This is a genomic window from Pseudomonas sp. GM55 (assembly GCF_000282395.1).
GTDB classification, from domain to species: Bacteria; Pseudomonadota; Gammaproteobacteria; order Pseudomonadales; family Pseudomonadaceae; genus Aquipseudomonas; species Aquipseudomonas fluorescens_CC.
Genome location: NZ_AKJJ01000038.1, coordinates 55,161 through 73,303 on the forward strand (window position 1 = coordinate 55,161; position 18,143 = coordinate 73,303).

Consider the following 18,143-nt stretch of genomic DNA (forward strand, 5'->3'; position numbering starts at 1 on the left):
GGTAACAAAGTTATATGACATTTATTTAGACATCTTAGGGATTGGTTTCTGAGCGCTACCTTTTGTTTTTTGCATGGCTTTCGCTTGAAGTTCGCTCCAGTTCAGATTTTTCCATTGCGAAAAAAATATAACTTCTATTCCCACAACAATTCCATTTTTGTCGTAGTCAGCAAGAACTCCTTCATCGATAGGCAGGGTGTAGGCGATCTTTTCTTTAGAGAGCTTCATGTAGGCTGAGTTGGAGTCTGGGTTATTGGTAATTTGCGTTGTCATTATGCTTCCTCGTTGCTTTAGAAGTTTTAATCTGGCTGGGGTGTTTTAATGTTATGTCCACCAGACCGTTACTACATGTGTGCCAGCTGCGTCTGTAACGACGGAAACTGAAAATGTATTTAAAACCACCTGATAGTTAAAAAGAGGCATGTAGTAGATGTCGAATAATTGCTGGCCAAAATAGTTTAGTACAGGAATGGCTATGGTGCTTTGATACTGGTATGTGGCGTTGTAAAGTCTGGTGTTGTGTGCCTGTAAGACATAATTTCCTGCGCCTACGGTTGCCTCCACAAAAGACGTGGTTATGCTTCTCTCATACATGCGATCAATGGCGTGCTGTGAGTAGGTTAGTGGCATATCTCCTCCTGAGTTACAGTGTTTTCGTGAGGCTGTCGGATCAGGGACTGGACAATGTATTTTTATTCCAGCTCCCACTGAATAAAGTTCTTCGTCATCTGCGTCATTACAGTAAAAAAAGAAAAAAGGGGGCAGATTTATTTTCGCCTGCCTGGGTGATCCAGGCTTGTAGGTTGTTAAAGTCGGTTGTGAAGGCCGCTACAATGGCCCCCTGATTTTGCGGGGTTGAGTCGGCCCAGCGTTGCGGGTCAGTGCGGCTGCTATTGATCCGAGCCGCCAGTTGTGTGGTTGTAAATGCCATATAAACACTCCTTGTTTTCACTGCATTGGTTGGCATTGCCCTAAGGACGGGGCGGGCTGCATCCTGTATTCACTCCAGCACCCACTCCGCCAGTTTCCCAGTCACCTGGGTCATTAATACGTTCTCTACATCCCTTGCACCCGCCGCACTGCACTTGGCCAACACCGCCTGCACAATTCCGGCATCGAACTCAAACTGTTTACCGGTCGCAGCCTTGTACCGGCCACGCAGTTTCTCCAGCTTCGCCAACACAATCCCTTCCAGCGTCGCTTCATCCAGCGGCCGATACGCCACCACGGTCATCCGCGCCAGAAAGGCCGGGCGAAAGGCTTGCAGCAGCACCTTGTGCAAGGCCTCGTTAAAGGTATCGGTTCCAAGTTGTGCCACCGGTGTGTCGAGCAACAGTTCGGCACCCACGTTGCTGGTGGCGAGCATCACGGTGTTCTTGAAGTCCACCACCAATCCAGTGCCGTCTTCCATCACGCCTTTGTCGAACACGTTGTAGAAGGCTTCGAGCACATCCGGATGGGCCTTTTCGATTTCATCGAGCAACACCACCGAGTAGGGTTTACGCCGTACCGCTTCAGTCAGTACGCCGCCGCTGCCATAACCGACGTAACCGGGCGGGGCGCCTTTGAGTTGGCTGACGGTGTGGGCTTCCTGGTATTCCGAGAGGTTGATGCTGATCAGGTTGCGTTCGCCGCCGTAGAGCGCATCGGCCAAGGCGTAGGCGGTTTCGGTTTTACCCACGCCAGTAGGGCCGACCAGCAGGAACACGCCGACCGGTTTTTGCGGGTCGGTGAGGCCGGCGCGGTAAGCCTGCAGGCGCTGGGCGATGGTGCCCAGCGCGATGCTCTGGCCCATGACGCGCAACCCCATGCGTTGGCCGAGGGTGCGCACGGCGTGGGCTTCGTCGGCGAGCATTTTGCCGACCGGGATGCCGGTCCAGCCGGCGATGACGGCGGCGACGGTTTTTCCGTCGACCTGTTCCGGTACCAGCGGGTCGTCCTGGCGGATCGCGTCGAGCCCGGCCTCCAGTCGTACCAGTTCGGCGGCCAGATGATCGATGCGGCTGTCGATGGCTTCGTCCGGTTTGTCGCTGTCGGCGCGTTCGCTCAAGGTCAGCAATTCGCTGCGGGTTTCCAGCAGTTCGCGCACCGCAACCCGTTCTTCATTCCAGCGTACTTCCAGTTCGCGAATCGCTTGCACATTAGCCACGGATTCGGTTTCAAGCAGGGTGATGCGCTCGCGGTGATCGAGCCCGGTGGCCTGTTCGCGGCGCAGACGTTCGACTTCGTCGCTGAGGCTGTTCTGGCGGTGACGCAGGCTTTCCAGCGGTGGCGGCACGTCGTGCTGGCCGAGGGCGACCCGGGCACAGGCGGTGTCGAGCACGCTGATGGCTTTGTCTGGCAACTGGCGCCCGGAGATGTAGCGATGGGACAGTTTCACCGCCTCATGGATGGCCGCGTCGAGCACTTGCACGCCGTGGTGCTGTTCGAGTTTGGCGGCAACCCCGCGGAGCATTTCCACCGCAGTGGTTTCGTCCGGTTCCTCCACTTGTACCAGTTGAAAACGGCGGGCGAGGGCCGGGTCTTTCTCGAAGTATTTTTTGTATTCAAGCCACGTGGTGGCGGCCAGGGTACGCAACTCGCCACGGGCCAGGGCCGGCTTGAGCAGGTTGGCCGCATCGCTGCCGCCTTCCGCGCCACCGGCACCGATCAGGGTGTGGGCTTCGTCGATGAACAAGATGATTGGTTTTTCCGCGCTGCGTACGGCGTCGATCACTCCTTTGAGGCGTTGCTCGAACTCGCCCTTGACCCCGGCGCCAGCCTGCAACAAGCCGAGATCGAGCACACGCAAGCTGACGTCCTGCAAGGACGGCGGTACATCACCGGCAGCGATGCGCAGGGCCAGGCCTTCGACCACGGCGGTCTTGCCCACGCCCGGCGCGCCGACCAGGATCGGGTTGTTCTGCCGGCGGCGCAGCAGGATGTCGATGCATTGGCGAATCTCGCCGTCGCGGCCGACGATGGGGTCGATGCGCCCGGCGTGGGCGTCGGCTGTCAGGTCCTGGGTGAACTGGTCCAGCACCGAGTCCTGTTTCGGCGCCGGGTTGCCGGCAGTCACCGCACGTTTACCGCCGACGTGCTCGCGAGAATTTTCGGTCCATTCCAGCAGGTTGCTGCGCAAAGCCTCCCGGGGAATCTTCAACAGTGATGAAGCGCTGTTGAGCAACAGGCTGCGGCGCTCGTCGCGGTCAATCAAGGCAAGTAGCAGCAACCCTGAGCGAATGCTCTCCAGCCCCAGCACACTGGCCTGCACCACCGCATCTTCGAGCAACCCGGTGGTGTGCGACGACAATGCCGGGGTGCGCGTGCTGCCGGATTTGAAGAGCTCCAGCGCCTTGTTGATTTCCGCCGTCAAGGCGTCGCGCTCCAGGCCGAAGCGCGGCAGCAGATAGGCGAAGTCTCCGCCCTCGATGTCCAGCAACTCCAGCAGCAGGTGTTCGATTTCCACGTAGTGGTGGCCTCGCTGCAGACAGCGTTGCGCGGCCCGTTCCAGGGCGCGGCGGTTGTCTGGATTGAGGCGTCCGATCAGGCTGGCCAGTTCCATGTTCAGGTGATCTCCAGCTGACGAAGACGGGTTTCGATGCGTTGCACCGCCAGGCTGGTCTGGCGTTGCAAACCACCGTTCCAGCTGAGCAGTGCCGGTGCCTGGCGGCTGAGTCTGATTGGGCCGGCGCCGCGCACCAGCAACACCAGGGTGCAATCCAGGTCCGGGCCAAAATACAGTGCGCTGAGGCTGGCCAGTACCGGGTGAGATTCGCCATCGGGCAGGAACCGCGCCGCCTGGGCAGCGGTCAGCGGGCCAAGGGTCAGGCGGAAGCCGGCGTGTTCATCCCAGACCCGGGTGCCGGCCACTGCCGTGCGACCCAGTTGCAGATTGCGACCGCCGGGGATCATGCGGCTGCGACTGGCGGGCGGGATCTCGCGCCAGGCACCTTCATAGGCGCCCAGCTCAACCGGCAGTTCGAATTGCTCACGCACGATGGCTGCAAAACCGGCGAGGGAGCGGCGGCCATCGGCGAACAGCGCGCTGCACGCCAGCACGGCACAATCGGGTACGGCCTGACGCTCGCGCAAGGCTTTGGGCAGCAGGCCGGTCAATGCCCTGAGTTGCGCCTGAACTGCCGAGGCACCGGGGGCGGTGAACCCCAGGGCAATCCGGTGTTTGCGCATCACTTTGTACAGCAGGCTCAGCAACCGATGCTGAAACAGATCGAGAAATTCAGCGGGCGCGTAATCCTTGGCCCGCGCGCGTTGCTGCAACCATTCCTGATAGGCGTAGGGCAGCGGGCCGTCGGGACCGCCGAGGCCGAACACCGGGGTGCTGAGGACCGGTTGCTGGCCGGGTTGCTGGGTCAGGCTTTCGATTTCGCTGGCGGCAAACAGCGGCGTCAACGGGCCGCGCAAGCGCAGTGCTTCAGCTTGCGGGGCGGTGCCGCTGCCCAGTGATTCGGCTTGCGGATGTTCGCGCTCCAGCAGCAACAGTGCCTGCAACAGTTCGAACCCCTGGGGATCCCGGCGCAGTCGTTGGCTCAGGCTCAGAGGGAGAGTGGCATGCCGGCTTGGGGTTGCCATGTCTTCACCTCCCTGTCTGATTGAACCAGCACCGTGCGCACAAAACGGTTAGCGGTGGCATAGAGTGAAAAGAACTGCGCAAGCACTGCTGAAAACAACACCGCGCTGCTACCGACGAAATGCTGCGGGTCGAGTTGCAGGCGCACCTCCAGCCCATTACGCCAGCCACGCCAGGCGTCTTCGCCGACATGGGCGATGACGCGTTCACAACCGAGGCTGAGCAAGCCTTCGATTTGCCGCCAGGCGCTGGCCTCGTCACGCAGGTTGTGCAGCTGGAGAATTTCCTTGAGCGCGTCCAGCGCCTGTGGCCCTTCGACCAGCGACAAATGATTGAGGGTCAGTTGCGAGACCAGCCGCCAGCGCGACTCGCCGTCCAGTCGCGGCACACTTTGCGGGCTGGGCGGGTTGCGCAGGCGTGCCCAGGCCACGGGGCCAGGACGCTCAAAGCCTAACGGTGTGCCGGCTGGCAGGCTTTGCGCCAGGTGCCGATTGGTGCAGAGCAGTTCCGCGGTGAGGCTGTAGCCGACGGCCTCGGACAACGGGTCGAATCGAGTGTCCACCAGGCTCACCAGCAGGTCGGTGCCAAGGCGATTGGGGGTCATGCCGCTGACACGGCGGGCATGCCAGTAGCACTGTTTATCGGTGCCGCCATGTTGGCTGCCGTAGTAGGCCGGTACTCGCTGAACCCCACGACTGGAAGTGGCACGCATCGCCCGGATGCTATGGATCTCGACGCTGTTTTCCCGGTGGCTGTCGGCGACCAGGCGGTATTCACTGCGGGTGCCGTCCGGGCGCAGCGGCTCCGAGGTTCGAGGAAACAGATTGATCACCGGCGTGCAGCCCAGTGCAAGATCGCTGGCCTGAAGGTGCAGGCGGTTGGCAGGGGCGCGGTCGAAGACGATGTACAGGTACAGCGCCTGACTGTCGCTGGTGGCGCCTGCCAGGGGCAGGTCGAAGAAGTTGAATTTGTCCGCGAAGGCAAAGTACTCGGCGAGCAGACGCATGCCGGGGTGCACGCCGTCCTCGTCCGGCAGCAAACCTTCATCGCTGGCAAAACCGACGATTTGCGGCAGCCCGGCAAGGGCTTTCGGCACACTGCCGACGGGGCCGGCCAGAACCTTCACGGCATGGGCACCGAGCAGATCGTAGAGGCAGGCGTTGACCACCGGGGATGCACACAGGTGGACGCGCAACTGTTCGATGCCCAGCGTTGACCACTGGCTGTCGCCGAGGCAGTGCAAGCCCAGGCGCAACGCCGAACGCGCCTGGACAACGCCGGTCAGGGCCTGGGCTTCATCGCTGCCCAGCAGCAACGCTTCGGTGATTTCCACCGGCCACAGACGCACGGGTGCACTGGTGCGAAAGTGGATGCTTTCGCCTTTGCCGGTGGTGACGAACAGCGGCGTGTCGCGAGGCAATGGGTAGCCGCCGTCGAGATTGCCTTTGCCCGGGTCCGGCTGGAACTGCACGATGGCGCAGGACGGCAGAGGGCGCATCGCCAATGGATAGAGTTGTTCGAGCAGGGCATCGCTGAATTCGGCGTAATCGTCATCGAGCCGGCGTTGCAGGCGGGCCGCCAACAGTGCGAATCCTTCAAGCAGCCGTTCGACGTGGGGGTCGGGGCATTCGTCGGGGGACAACTCCAGCCGCCTGGCCACCTTGGGGTAGCGCTCGGCGAAAATGCCACCGGCATGGCGCAGCCAGGTCAGTTCCCGCTGGTAGTAATCGAGCAGTTGCGGATCAATCGAGTCGCTCATGACGCACCTCAAGGCCATCGCTGGCCTTCTCGATGACAAATGCCACGGGCCAATGCTGCTGGCCGCTGCGCAACTCGCCGAGCAGGCGGATGCTCAGTTGCTGCGGATGGTCGGGGACTGGATTGACCTGAACCTCGCCCAGTTTCAGGCGTGGTTCGAAATGGCTGATGGCCTCGCGCACTTCCCGCGTCAACTGCCGTCGGTCATCGCTACGCTGCTGTTGCAGGGCGGTCCAGTCAGCGAGGCCGTAGTCGAGAATGCTCGGTGGCGAGGTCAGGGCACGAGGGCCGCGTCGGGTGTTGAACAGGCGCAGCAATTCCGTGCGGACCGAGTCGAGCAGGTCCTGGAGGTCGAACACGTGCAGCGTGTCGACCTCGCTTGCGGCCAGTCGCTCGAACAGCGGCGGGAGGAGTGAGCCTGCCATGGCCGATGCGCCCGGTTACTTGACGAGCTTGTTGGCGGCCATGTCCCAGGTCGAGGCGGCCGTGCCTTCCTTGGTGCCGTCGTCTTTCTGCGCGGTCAGCTCCCATTTGATTTTGGTGAAGTTCAGCGACAGGGTTTCCACTGGCTTGCCACCCGTACCGCCGCTGACACTGACGTTGGACAGCACCACGTTGGTCAGGGTGTAGATGATGAACGGCATCAACTGACCGCTGCCTTCGGCGGCGTTGCGGCCGATGGTGATCTTGGCTTCCGGGATCGGTTTGCCGGCACAGCAGTATTCATTGAGGGAGGGTGTGGAACTGTCGACGAATTTGGTCAGCGTGAACTCGCCGATGTGCGGCTTGCCGGAGGTCCGTTCCGAGTTGCTGACGTCGTTGGTCACCTGCATGGCCACGTTGTGGCTGTAGGACATGACTTCGATCTTGTCCTTGTAGCCCTCGAGCAGACTGTCGCCTTTGATGTCGCCGCCGAGGTCGAGAATGATTGCATCCATCGCATGAAACTCCTGAAGGATATCGCGCTAGATAAAGGGGAACTCCCGCCGGGCTGGCCGACGGGAGCGGTGCGGGTCAGGCGGCGACCGGTGGCGGCAGGGTGGCCACCAGGCGGATCGAGGCGGTCAGCTCTTCAAGCTGGAAGTGTGGCCGCAGGAATACCGTGGCCTTGTAGGCGCCCGGTTTCCCCGCGACTTCCGTCACATCGACCCGGGCTTCACGCAACGGGTACTGCGCCTTGATCTCCTGCGGCGCGTTGTCGTTGATCAGCACGTAGTCGGCTATCCAGTTGTTGAGATAGGTCTGTACGTTGTCGCGGGTCATGAAACTGCCGACCTTGTCGCGCATGATCACCTTCAGGTAATGCGCGAAACGCGAGGCTGCGAGCACGTACGGCAACATCGCCGAGATCCGCGCATTGGCGTTGGCCTCATTGGTGTTGTAGAGCTTGGACTTGTTGGTGGTCTGGCCGCCGAAGAACACGGCCACGTCGCTGTTTTTCTTGTGGCACAGGGCGATGAACCCCAGGTCGTTGAGCTCTTTTTCCCGGCGATCGGTGATGGCCACTTCGGTCGGGCACTTGAGCGACAGGTCGCCGGAGGTGGTGCGGAAGGTATGGGCCGGCAAGCCTTCGACTGCGCCGCCGCCTTCAGCCCCGCGAATCGCCGCGCACCAGCCGTATTTGGCGAAGGCTTCGGTGATGCGCTGCGACAAGGCCCAGGCGGCGTTGCCCCACAGGTATTTGCCGTGGTCGCTGCCGTTGACGTCCTCGACGTAATTGATGCCTTCCACCGGCGAGGTGTCCGGGCCATAAGGCAAACGCAGCAGGAAATGCGGCAGCACCAGCGATACGTAGCGCGAGTCTTCGCTTTCGCGGAAGGCGCGCCACTTGATCAGTTCCTGGCTCTCGAACACTTTCGACAGGTCACGGGGCACGGCCAGTTCGGTGAAGCTGTTCATGTCGAACAACCGGGGGCTGGCGGCGGCAATGAACGGGGCGTGGGCGGCGGCGGCGACGTTCGACAGTTTTTCCAGCAGGCCGATGTCCTGCGGGTGCCGGCCAAAAGTGTAGTCGCCAACGAGCAGGCTGAACGGGTGGCCACCGAAGGTGCCGTACTCCTCTTCGTAGATCTTTTTGAACAGTGCGCTCTGGTCGAACTCGACGGCTTTTTCCAGATCGTTCTGCAGCTCTTTCTGGGTGACGTTGAGCAGGCGCAATTTCAACCGGGAACTGGTTTCGGTGTTTTGCACCAGCAGGTGCAGGCCGCGCCAGGAGGCTTCGATTTTCTGCAGCTCGGGGTGGTGCAATACCTCGTTGAGTTGCGCGCTGATCAACTGGTCGATCTGGCTGATGCGGTCGTTGATCATCGCCACGGTGTCCTTGTCGATGGCCATGCCTTCGTCGAGGACCTGGGTGGCGAACTCCGCGAGCATGTCGCGGGCATAGTCCTGCTGGCTATCGTCATGGGCCATGCGGCCTTCGGCGATGATGCGGTCAAGCAGGGACAGGCTTTGCGTGGTGCTTTCACTGGTGTTGGCGCTGGCTGAAGCGGGCATGGCGACATCTCCCTAAGTGAATGAGTGATCAGGCTTGCGGTTCGGCCGGTGCTTCGCTATCGCCTGCGGAGGCGGCGGTGTCCGGACGGGCAGACTTGATCTCTTGCAGGCCTTCGGTGTTGGCGATGACGTCGCGCAGCAGTTTGTCCAGGTCATCGTTACCGTCGAGTTTGGTCAGCAGGTCGCGCAGACGCTGACGGGCTTCGAACAGGCGCCGCAGCGGGGTCACCTGTTCGACGACCTTCACCGGGTCGAAGTCGTCGATGTGTTTGAAGTTGAGTTCGATGTTGAGCTTGCTGTCGTCGCCAGTGAGGGTATTGGTGACTTGCAAGGTGGCGCGGGGGGCAATGGAGGCGAGCACTTCGTTGAAGTTGTCGCGGTCGATCTCGGTGAAGCGTCGTTCATTGAGTTTGGGAAGGGGCTCGAGCGGCTTGCCGGAAAGGTCGGCCAGAATGCCGACGACCAGCGGCAATTCTTTTTTCTCGATGGCGTTGCCGATTTCGACGTCGTAGGTGATTTGCACCCGGGGTGGGCGGACCCTGTCGAGCTTGTGCTGAGTACTTTCGGCCATGTTGGCTGACTCCGATGCATGAGCGGGCGCAATGCATCGGGAGGCCCGCTCATCGCTTTCCCTTGCTGGACCGTAGGTTAGAAAGGGTGGCAGATGGACCTGTCGTTCCTTTGACAAACCTTCCACATTCGGCATGGGGGGCCGAACTATCCAAGACGCTAGAACAGGTCTATAAAAATGCAAGCGAAAAACAATTTTGGACCGATCCGAGAAAAGGACAATTCATTTTGATTGCACGTTCTTTTGCTTTCGCCCTGTTCCTGACCCTCGCCGGATGCTCGTTTTTCGGGCCTCGGGTGGACCTTGACAACCTGACCCTGGACGTCGCGCCGAAGGCAAACGACGACACTCCGATTGCCGTGGATTTCATCGCCGTCAATGATCCGGATCTGCTCAAGCAGTTGTCGGGCATCACGGCGCGGCAGTGGTTCGCCGAGCGCGATCAATACCAGCGCGACTACCGGCAACTGATGACGGTTTGGGGGCTGGAGCTGGTGCCCGGCCAGTTCATCGACAAACAACCCTTCCCGCTGGGGGGCAAGCGGGCAACTGGACTTTTGGTCTTCGCCAGCTATAACACTCCCGGAGCACACCGGTTACGGCTCGATGACCAGAGCGATGCCTGGCTCAAGTTCGACAGTCGCGAGATGACGCTGGTCAGCAATACTCCGCAGTGAACACATTGCCAGGCCGCTGGTTTGCGCGGCGACGTAGACGTCGAAGGGAGTCGTATGAGCCTGTTACCTGACGCGGTTTGCTGGCACGAGGGCATGCAATTGCTGCCCCAGCATTTTCAGTTGCAAGGGCTGCGAGCCGAGGCGTTGGTGGCGCATTTTGCCCAGGCCTGCAATCCCTGGTTCTGGGGCGTGAGCCGGGTCGAGTTCGACCCCGGTGCATTGAGTGCCGGGCTGGTGCGGTTGCTCGATCTGCAAGCGACGCTGCCGGACGGTTTGCCCATCAATCTGCAAGTGGGTGTCGGGCCGGCGCTGGAGCTCGATGTCAGCGAAGCGGTCAACGCTTCGGAAAACGCCACGGTCACGGTGTACCTGGCCGTCAGCCCGTTATGGCGTGCCGGGCAATTGCTGCCGCTCAAGGGCCGGTTGCAATCGGTGATCGGCGATGCGCTGCCGGATTTGACCAGCGGTGAGTACCCTGAGTCGATCACGGTGTGGCGTCCGAATCCGCGGTTGTGCACGCAATTGAACAAAGCCGATTCCATCTGTTTGCCATTGCTGAAAATCCGCAAGGAGGGCGGTGGTTTCCTTTCGCTGCCCTACACACCGCCCACGCCATGCCTGCTGCCCGAGTCGCTGCTGGGTCGCCGGGTGGCCGGGCTGTGTGCCAGGACGCGGGAGAAATGCATGTTCCTGGCTGGCCGTTTGCGTCAGGCGCAACAGGCCGGCAATCAAGACGATGCGCTGGAAATCCGTCGACAACTGACGGCGCTCTGGGCGCGCCTGCCGGAGGTCGAGGGTACGCTCAACAGCCGATTGGCCACCCCGCAGGCATTGCACGGTTTGTTGCTTGGGCTGGCCGGTGCCTGGTCTGCGCTGGACCCTTTGGCCGGGGTTCCACCGTTCGCCCCCCTGGATTTTCTCGAGCTGCAGCGCGGCTATGAACAAGTCCTGGACTGGCTCGAAAATACCCTCGAATTGATCCGCGCCGGCTATCGCAGCCTGCCGTTCGAACGCAGCGAACAGAGCTTCTCGATTCAACTGCCGGACGACCGGCCGAGCCAGCGCCTGGTCATCGGTTTGCGCATGCCCAACGGCAGCAGCGAACAGGCGGCCGGCGAATGGCTGAGCGGCGCGATCATCGCCTCGGCACCGCATGTGCCATTGCTCAGTCGCCAGCGCATGAGCGGTTTGCCCCATGAGGCGATGAGCCGAAACGAACAAGTGGCCTACAGCGTCGGCGACGACACGCGGTTGTTTGTGGTGACGGCCGAGGGTCAATGGTTCGACGGGCAATTGCCGTTGCTGATTGTCGCGCCGGCCGCCAAGCCGGCGAGCAGCCCATGGCAAGTGGTGTTGTTTGTGGCACAGGCCAGTGAAAGTGCCTGATCAGGGAAGGGGCGTCGTATGTTCGAGGGGCATGCCGGGGCGGGTACAAGGGGCTTGCGTGAAGCACCGTTGAGCAGCGCATTTCGCGAAGCCTGGTTGCAATGGTCCCGGGAATGGAATCAGTTGCCCGGGGACAGCGATGACGATGCGCTGGTGGAGGCGGTGGTCGACCTGTCGACGCAAATATCCCAGCGTCTGTGGCGCACGGCTTTCGCCCGGGTTGGCGAAGCGGCGACCGATCAGGTCAAGGCACTGGTCTATGCCTTTGTCGCCTTGATCGATGAAACGCTGGTGTTCACGCCGTGGCCGGGCCAGACCGCCTGGCAAGAAAAACCGCTGGAGTCGCGGATGTACGCCAGCCGTCAGGCCGGTGAAAAACTGCCGGCGGCGATCAAGACGTTGCTGGACGAGCAGATTCCCGCCACCCGCGACCTGGCCAATGTCTATTTGCAATGCCTGGTGTTGGGGTTTGAAGGACGGCTGCGCGGCGAACAGAGCCAGGCCCAGCATGAAAAATTGCGCCTGGCGCTGTTCACGTTTGCCTGGCAGCACGACGCGGAATATGCCGATGTCAGCACCCGGCTCGAGCAGCCTTCGGCGGTGCCCGCGGTGCAGTTGCCGGTGCGGCAGACGTTGCCCGATGGCTTGCGCCTTGGCTTGGTCATTCTCGCCATGGTCATGATTCTGACCGGGTTGGGGCAGTTCTTCTGGCGTGACATTCGCCAGGAACTCGACCCGGTGTTGCAGAGCACCGACCCGGTAGCCACCTCGGAGCAAGACGCATGAGCACGCTGGGGATCGTGGGGCTGGTCTTCGTGGTGTTGGTGGTGCTGGCGGTCATCGCGGTGGCGGTATGGTGGTTGCGCACCCAGAGCGGGGCGGCGATCCGCAGTTTTTATAACGCGGTGCGCCATATGGAACAGGAGCAGGGCGCTCAGGACCGTTACCAGATTCCATGGCTGCTGATGCTCGGCGATGAAACCCAGGGCACCCAGTTGTGCAGCCAGTGGCGCTTGCAACCGACGGATAAACCGGCCTGGTTCGGGCGCTGGTGGTCGGACCCCGAAGGCGCGGTGCTGGTGGTGCCACAGGCGCTGTTTTTGCCCGATGAAGGCATGAGTCTTCAGCGCGGCGGCTGGTGGCGCCTGTTGGGGTTGATCCTGCGCCTGCGCAGCAAACGGCCACTGGACGGGGTGATCTGGACCGTGCCGGTCAGCCGCCTGGGCAATGTCGAGCAGGCCGCGAACCTGGGTCTGGCGGCGCGTCGGCGCTTCATCGATCTGTTGCAGCGGTTTGGCCTGAGCCTGCCGGTGTATGTGGTGATTACCGGCATGGAAGAACTGCCGGGTTTTCAGGAGCTGATCTCGGCGCTCCCTGTCGAAGCTCGCGAACGCACTTTGGGCTGGTCTTCACCCTTTGGTCCCGAGGCAGTCTGGCAGGCGCAATGGAGTGATCAGGCGCTGGACCAGGTGAATCAGGCCCTGTCGGAGTCGATCATTGAAATCGGCGCGTTGTCCGGCCATCTCAAGGGCGAACTGTTTGGGTTGCCGGAACAATTCGAAGCCTTGAGGCGCCACCTGCAAACCGTGCTCGAACCGGTATTCCAAGGCAATGCCCAAGGCGAGGCGCCACGTTTTCGCGGGGTGTACCTGACCGCCAACCAGCCTTCGCAAGAGGCTGCCGACGGATTCTCAGCCCATGACAACGGGTTGCAGCAGAGTGCTTTTGCCCGGCAATTGTGGCAGCGCCGGGTGGTTGCCGAACGCGGTCTGGCTCAGGTGGTCCCACGTTTGCTGCGCCTGCGTCAGCGTTGGCAGCGACTGACCGGCGCGGTGGCCCTGGTGGTCGGCGTGGTGTGGGCTGCAAGCATGCTCTGGGTCTGGCAGGACTCGGTCAAGGATGCCCATGAGCTGTCGCGTCTGCTACAAGGCGCACAGAAGAATTACGTTGCAGTCACCGATGAGTCCCATCGGCTGGAGTCGACCCGACGCAACGTCCAGGGGTTCTGGCGGGTCCTGGAAAAGGCTCCGCGCTGGAGCTTCACCTCGGTGGTGTTTCCCACCTCCTGGTTCTCGTCGCTGGACAGGCAACTGGAGGATCAACTGCGCCTGACTGCCCAGAGCCATATGCTGGAACCGCTGCATGACTTGCTGAAGGCCGAACTGGTGCAACTCAAGGCCATTCGCAACACCGAGCGACGTGGCAACGTCGAAAGCGAAGACCCGGCCCAATGGCAAAATTACGTCAAGGCCAAGGACCTGGTGGAGCGCGCAGTACGTCTTGAACAACAGAATCAATGGTTCAATCAAGCGCTGAACAACCCCAAGGCGCCGCTCGAAGATCTGGCGTTGCTGAGCAACAACTCGCTGTCCCTGAACCTCAATGCCGGGACATTGCACCGTGCCGGTTTTTACAACCGGGTGTTGCTCGATGCCAATAGCGGTGACTTGAAGCCCCTGGACCTGGCCATGGAACGTGCGGTCATCGAGGAGAACTTTTCTGGCCTCATGGAACGTTGGCTTGACCAGTACTTTCTGGCCGACAACTTCGTCCGTCAGGCCGGTTATCTCAAGCTGCACCTTGAACGGCTGGAGGCCGGCAGCGGTAATTCCCTGGCGGAACTCGAAGACTTGCGCGCACTGATCGACGACCTGCAAGCGCTGATAGGCCTGACCAATTCGGCCTGGAGTCGCGGCAAGGGCCAGGACCTGGTGCCGGGTTATCGCGAGATGATGGACAAGGTGCGCCAGAGCAGCCTGCTCGGCCCGCAGGTCGAGCAACAGCTGGATCAGCAAGCGTCCAGGTTGCAGCAAAGCTTTCGTGATCAGTGGATCGCCCAAGCGGGGGCGCGGGGCAATTTGCTGGTTCAGCAGGGCAGCGGGCAACTGAGCCTGCAAGTGCACGTCAACCAGTTGAACAACGCGGTAGCGGCCCTGTTCAAACGGGATTTCGTGGCCATCGCCTTGCGCGCGGATCAGGCCGCCGCTGCCGTTCAGGGGCAGGACGTCGACGGCGATGATCTCGGTACGGCGCTGAATTATTTTGCCAGCTACAAGAGTTATGCCGCCGAAGAACTGCCGCGCATTCCACCGGCGTATCGCGATGCGGTGCTTCAGGCGGCAGAGGGGGCGGCGGCCAAGGCCATGTGGTTGAGTCTCAAGGATCAGAATGACCAACCCCGTGGCGATGATGTATTCAACGTGCTGGCGCCACAGGCCGTGGCCTTGCAAAAAGCCTTCGCCGAGGTCCATCGCAACGATCTGGCCATGCGAGTGCAAAACGCGTTGAATCGCCGCGCCATGGCCCAGGTGGTCAGCGGTCTGGAGGAGATTACCGCGCAGCCGTTGTTCAGCGGGCGCAGTGAGATCAACCAGTGGGACGGCTCGAAAAACCTTGGCCTGCAACTGTTTGGCGCCCTTGATGTGCAGGATTTGAAGCTGAGCCTCAAGCAGCAATTCAACACCATGCTTGGCATCACCGAACGGCGCACCTCGGCGCTGGATTGGTTGAAGACTCAGCAACAGAATCTCTCGGCGCTGGATTACGAGCGCGTCATGCAATTCAGCGCGCTCAACGATGAGCTGCTCAAGTACAAGGATCAGAACCCCGCCAGTTCTCCGGCCCAGATCGAGCAGTTGGTGAGCCGCGATTTCATTGAAATGGACGCCACGTCCTGCGGCCAGATTCTGCAGACAGCCAGCTTGTCCGGTGGGCGCGGAACCTTGGCCCTGCGGGCCCTGGATCTGCAACAGAGCGCGATGCAACGCTGTCAGTTCTTGCAGCAGCAACAAGCAGCGGCAGCCTGGAACGACCTGGCCAGCTACTTCAATCAATACCTGGCCGAGCGCTTCCCGTTCGCCAACGGCGTGCAGGCCACCGACGCCGACCCGGCCCGGGTTCAGCACTTCCTCGATCTGATCGACAAACGACTGCCCGTGGCGCAGGCCGGGTTGCAACTGAGCCAGACGCCGGAGCGTCTGGCTGCCGAGGATTTCCTCAACCGCTTGAAGCTGGCCAGCACGTGGCTGGGTCCGCTGTTCGTGCGGGACAAGAGCGGCATCCTCGGCGTTGAAATGGATGTGCGCTGGCGCACCGATCGCAATGAGGAGCGTGGCGCCGATCAAGTGATTGCCTGGGGTTTGAATGCCGGTAATCAGCAAATCAATTACCCCGGCGAGCCACAGCCGAACCTGCGCTGGATGGTCGGCCAACCAGTCCGGTTGACCTTGCGCTGGGCCAGGAACGGCTCGCAACGTCCGGCCAATGATCCGTTGCAGCCCAACCTGATGGTGCGTGATTTCGAAGCCGGTTGGGAGTACGGCGGCCCGTGGTCGTTGCTGCGCCTGATCCGTTCGCACCAGTCGGTGCAGCGCCAGCCGAACATGGATTTCACCGATTTTCCGCTGACATTGCGTTTGCCGGTGACTGCACAGACCAGCACGGCCGGGCAGACACAAATGTTTATGCGCCTGTCGTTAATGAGCCAGGGCTCGAAATTGCCGCTGTCCATTCCACCGCTGCCCACCCGGGCCCCGCGTTCACCGTTCATGCAAACCAGGGCGACTGCGTCTGCGACGGTCATGACTGAGGAGGAGGGCTTGTGAACCTGACTTCACCACCGTTGCCGGAGCTGATTGCCCGACTGCTCGAACCCATCAGCGAACAGGCACCCTGCGGCGAGGACTTGCGTTACGAGCGTGAGTTCGACCAGGCCCGTGAACTGCGCCGGGAGGACGACACCAGCCTGCCAACGGGGGTCTGGCAGTCTTCGATCAAGCGGGCGCAATGGCCCGAGCTGGAGAAGCTGACCACCACGTTGCTGCTTGAGCGCAGCAAGGATTTGATGGTGTGCGCCTGGCTCGGCGAGGCCTGGTTGCATCGGGACGGCCTGGAGGGCTTGCCGGGCAGCCTCGCACTGGTCGCGGGCCTATGCGAGCGCTACCCCGAGCAGCTTCATCCCCGGGCCGAAGACGGTGACCAGTCATGGCGGGTCATACCCCTGGAATGGCTGGTGCGGCGCTACAGCGAAGTGTTGCTGACGCGGGTGCCGTTGCTCGATCCGCGTCACGGTGAGTTCGAAGGATACTGCCTGGACGCCTGGCGGCGATTGCAGCTGCAACAGGTACTGGTCAATGACAGCAAGGCGGCAAAAACAGCGGCGGAAACAGCACGGGGCGAACAGCAAAAACTGACCGAGCTGATCCGGTCCACACCTTTGTCCCACTGGCTACGCCGCCAGGACAATCTGCTGGCGAGTTTGCAACATCTGCAACGGCTGCAAGCCTGGAGCGATGCTTACCTCGGCGCCCAGGCACCGGGCTTCAGGGGCTTGCAGGATGTGATCGAAGCGTTATTGACACTGGTCCAGGAGTTCATCGCCATGCAGCCAGGATCATTGACCGCGGTGCCGGTCGAGCCGCCATCCCTGGCGGCGTCAGAATCGGCCGGGCCGGCGTCGGTGCCATCCACACCGCAGGTGTTTCGCGAGCCGGTGAGTCGCGACGAGGCCTATCGGCAATTACTGTTGATTGCTGAGTACCTGACACGCACCGAACCCCACAGCCCCGTCCCATATTTGATTCGCAGGGGGGTGGAGTGGGGCAACAAACCGCTGAGTGAACTGTTGGGTGAGCTGATCTCGGCCGATGCCGAATCCCGTCGTCTCTGGACGCTGTTGGGCGTCCTTTAATCGGTGACCAAGTACGGCGTGATCGGTGCGGGCAAGGCAATCGGCGTGTACACCGGTTGGCCGGAGAAAAACGCCACGAGGTTCTTGCCCACCATTTCGACGGTGCCCTGGGTGGCTTCCGGGGACAGACCGGCGACATGGGGTGTGAGGATCACGTTACTCAGGGTCTTGAGCACATTCGGCACCTTCGGTTCGGCATCGAACACATCCAGCGCGGCGCCAGCGATCCGACGTTGCTCCAGGGCGGTGATCAGGTCGGCGGTGACAATCACGCTGGCCCGGGCAATGTTGACGATAAACCCCTGGGGGCCCAACGCGTCGAGTACCTGGCGATTGACCAGGTGCTTGGTGCCCAGGCCGCCGGGCGTGGCGACGATCAGGAAGTCCGAGGCGCGCGCCAGTTCGGTCGGGGTCGAGCAGAACGTGTAGGGCACATCGCTGCGATGCTGGCGGTTGTGGTAGCAAATGCTCATGTCGAATCCGGCGCCGGCACGTTTGGCGATGGCCATGCCGACCGCGCCGAGACCAAGGATGCCCAGGCGTTTGCCGGCGAGGGAAGGGCGCATGATCTTCGGCCACTCGCCGCGCCGTACGGCGGCATCACAGCGCGGCACGTCGCGTACCAGCGACAGCAGCAGCGCCATGGCATGGTCGGCGACGGACGAGGCGTTCACCCCGGCGCCATTGGTGACGGTGATGCCCCGGTCGGCGGCGGCCTGCAAGTCGACGTGTTCATAGCCGGCACCGATCACGCAGATGATCTTGAGGTTGGGCAGCGCGGCGATTTCATCGGCATACAGCCCCAATGGGCCACGGGTGAGGACGGCGTCGATCTGCCCGGCGTGCCGGGCGATGGCTTCGGCGCGCTCGGCGGGCGTCGGGGCCAGAATCAGGTGGAAGCCCTGGTGTTCCAGGATGGGCAGGTAATCATTGATGGTTTCAACCAGTACCAGAACGGTTACAGGCATGCTTGGCTCCCTGTGGGCATCGAAAAAT

Annotated in this window: 16 protein-coding genes; 5 read left to right on the forward strand and 11 right to left on the reverse strand. The window is 61.6% G+C overall.

From position 1 onward, the window contains the following. Window positions 1–21 precede the first annotated feature (21 nt). From PMI31_RS08590 to tssB, 10 genes are all read right to left on the reverse strand, one after another. Complete coding sequence (locus PMI31_RS08590) at window positions 22–273, reverse strand: DUF2283 domain-containing protein (RefSeq protein ID WP_008017511.1); 252 nt, start codon at window positions 271–273, stop codon at window positions 22–24. A 51-nt stretch (window positions 274–324) separates the two neighbouring features. Beyond that, on the reverse strand, window positions 325–630 hold the full coding sequence (locus tag PMI31_RS08595; RefSeq protein WP_008017513.1) for a DUF4258 domain-containing protein: 306 nt from the start codon (window positions 628–630) through the stop codon (window positions 325–327). Window positions 631–736: 106 nt separating this feature from the next. Continuing rightward, window positions 737–931 (reverse strand): hypothetical protein, encoded by a 195-nt coding sequence (locus tag PMI31_RS08600; RefSeq protein ID WP_008017515.1) that lies wholly within the window; start codon window positions 929–931, stop codon window positions 737–739. A gap of 69 nt (window positions 932–1,000) precedes the next feature. Beyond that, window positions 1,001–3,544 carry a type VI secretion system ATPase TssH gene (tssH, locus tag PMI31_RS08605; protein WP_008017516.1) on the reverse strand — a complete coding sequence of 848 codons (2,544 nt, stop codon included), beginning with the start codon at window positions 3,542–3,544 and terminating at the stop codon, window positions 1,001–1,003. A gap of 2 nt (window positions 3,545–3,546) precedes the next feature. Next, window positions 3,547–4,572, reverse strand: a complete 1,026-nt coding sequence (gene tssG, locus PMI31_RS08610; protein ID WP_008017517.1) for a type VI secretion system baseplate subunit TssG — start codon at window positions 4,570–4,572, stop codon at window positions 3,547–3,549. Beyond that, window positions 4,536–6,329, reverse strand: coding sequence for a type VI secretion system baseplate subunit TssF (gene tssF / locus PMI31_RS08615; protein ID WP_008017518.1), 1,794 nt, complete (start codon window positions 6,327–6,329; stop codon window positions 4,536–4,538). Before tssF ends, tssG begins: the two co-directional genes overlap by 37 nt. Beyond that, window positions 6,313–6,753, reverse strand: coding sequence for a type VI secretion system baseplate subunit TssE (gene tssE / locus PMI31_RS08620; RefSeq protein WP_008017520.1), 441 nt, complete (start codon window positions 6,751–6,753; stop codon window positions 6,313–6,315). The genes tssF and tssE overlap by 17 nt, the downstream gene beginning before the upstream one ends. A gap of 15 nt (window positions 6,754–6,768) precedes the next feature. After that, window positions 6,769–7,266 (reverse strand): Hcp family type VI secretion system effector, encoded by a 498-nt coding sequence (locus tag PMI31_RS08625; RefSeq protein ID WP_007906301.1) that lies wholly within the window; start codon window positions 7,264–7,266, stop codon window positions 6,769–6,771. 76 nt (window positions 7,267–7,342) lie between these two features. Continuing rightward, the gene (tssC, locus tag PMI31_RS08630) at window positions 7,343–8,824 is read right to left on the reverse strand and encodes a type VI secretion system contractile sheath large subunit (protein ID WP_008017523.1); all 1,482 of its coding nucleotides are present in this window, start codon (window positions 8,822–8,824) and stop codon (window positions 7,343–7,345) included. Window positions 8,825–8,852: 28 nt separating this feature from the next. Then, window positions 8,853–9,395, reverse strand: coding sequence for a type VI secretion system contractile sheath small subunit (gene tssB / locus PMI31_RS08635; RefSeq protein WP_008017525.1), 543 nt, complete (start codon window positions 9,393–9,395; stop codon window positions 8,853–8,855). A 227-nt stretch (window positions 9,396–9,622) separates the two neighbouring features. Here tssB and PMI31_RS08640 point away from each other — a divergent pair, with 227 nt between their 5' ends. The 5 genes from PMI31_RS08640 to tssA are packed head-to-tail and all read left to right on the forward strand — an operon-like array spanning window position 9,623 to window position 17,147. Beyond that, on the forward strand, window positions 9,623–10,072 hold the full coding sequence (locus PMI31_RS08640; protein WP_008017526.1) for a hypothetical protein: 450 nt from the start codon (window positions 9,623–9,625) through the stop codon (window positions 10,070–10,072). A gap of 54 nt (window positions 10,073–10,126) precedes the next feature. Continuing rightward, entirely contained in the window at window positions 10,127–11,458 is a 1,332-nt protein-coding gene (tssK, locus tag PMI31_RS08645; RefSeq protein ID WP_008017527.1) for a type VI secretion system baseplate subunit TssK, read from the forward strand. Window positions 11,459–11,476: 18 nt separating this feature from the next. Next, complete coding sequence (locus PMI31_RS08650) at window positions 11,477–12,244, forward strand: DotU family type IV/VI secretion system protein (RefSeq protein WP_008017528.1); 768 nt, start codon at window positions 11,477–11,479, stop codon at window positions 12,242–12,244. After that, window positions 12,241–16,062 carry a type VI secretion system protein gene (locus tag PMI31_RS08655; RefSeq protein WP_008017529.1) on the forward strand — a complete coding sequence of 1,274 codons (3,822 nt, stop codon included), beginning with the start codon at window positions 12,241–12,243 and terminating at the stop codon, window positions 16,060–16,062. Before PMI31_RS08650 ends, PMI31_RS08655 begins: the two co-directional genes overlap by 4 nt. Then, a complete protein-coding gene (tssA, locus tag PMI31_RS08660) occupies window positions 16,059–17,147 on the forward strand; it encodes a type VI secretion system protein TssA (RefSeq protein WP_008017530.1) in 1,089 nt (362 codons plus the stop codon). The genes PMI31_RS08655 and tssA overlap by 4 nt, the downstream gene beginning before the upstream one ends. On the opposite strand, the gene PMI31_RS08665 is transcribed toward tssA, so the two are convergent. After that, window positions 17,144–18,115, reverse strand: a complete 972-nt coding sequence (locus tag PMI31_RS08665; RefSeq protein WP_008017531.1) for a 2-hydroxyacid dehydrogenase — start codon at window positions 18,113–18,115, stop codon at window positions 17,144–17,146. The genes tssA and PMI31_RS08665 overlap by 4 nt on opposite strands. Between the last annotated feature and the right edge of the window lie 28 nt (window positions 18,116–18,143).

What these genes read in the sequence shown, in the direction of transcription:
- PMI31_RS08590 (WP_008017511.1), bottom strand. Translation starts at nt 273, where the DNA reads ATGACAACGCAAATTACCAATAACCCAGACTCCAACTCAGCCTACATG.
- PMI31_RS08650 (WP_008017528.1), top strand. Translation starts at nt 11,477, where the DNA reads ATGTTCGAGGGGCATGCCGGGGCGGGTACAAGGGGCTTGCGTGAAGCA.
- tssG (WP_008017517.1), bottom strand. Translation starts at nt 4,572, where the DNA reads ATGGCAACCCCAAGCCGGCATGCCACTCTCCCTCTGAGCCTGAGCCAA.
- tssB (WP_008017525.1), bottom strand. Translation starts at nt 9,395, where the DNA reads ATGGCCGAAAGTACTCAGCACAAGCTCGACAGGGTCCGCCCACCCCGG.
- PMI31_RS08655 (WP_008017529.1), top strand. Translation starts at nt 12,241, where the DNA reads ATGAGCACGCTGGGGATCGTGGGGCTGGTCTTCGTGGTGTTGGTGGTG.
- tssK (WP_008017527.1), top strand. Translation starts at nt 10,127, where the DNA reads ATGAGCCTGTTACCTGACGCGGTTTGCTGGCACGAGGGCATGCAATTG.
- PMI31_RS08665 (WP_008017531.1), bottom strand. Translation starts at nt 18,115, where the DNA reads ATGCCTGTAACCGTTCTGGTACTGGTTGAAACCATCAATGATTACCTG.
- tssE (WP_008017520.1), bottom strand. Translation starts at nt 6,753, where the DNA reads ATGGCAGGCTCACTCCTCCCGCCGCTGTTCGAGCGACTGGCCGCAAGC.
- PMI31_RS08625 (WP_007906301.1), bottom strand. Translation starts at nt 7,266, where the DNA reads ATGGATGCAATCATTCTCGACCTCGGCGGCGACATCAAAGGCGACAGT.
- tssF (WP_008017518.1), bottom strand. Translation starts at nt 6,329, where the DNA reads ATGAGCGACTCGATTGATCCGCAACTGCTCGATTACTACCAGCGGGAA.
- PMI31_RS08600 (WP_008017515.1), bottom strand. Translation starts at nt 931, where the DNA reads ATGGCATTTACAACCACACAACTGGCGGCTCGGATCAATAGCAGCCGC.
- PMI31_RS08595 (WP_008017513.1), bottom strand. Translation starts at nt 630, where the DNA reads ATGCCACTAACCTACTCACAGCACGCCATTGATCGCATGTATGAGAGA.
- tssC (WP_008017523.1), bottom strand. Translation starts at nt 8,824, where the DNA reads ATGCCCGCTTCAGCCAGCGCCAACACCAGTGAAAGCACCACGCAAAGC.
- tssH (WP_008017516.1), bottom strand. Translation starts at nt 3,544, where the DNA reads ATGGAACTGGCCAGCCTGATCGGACGCCTCAATCCAGACAACCGCCGC.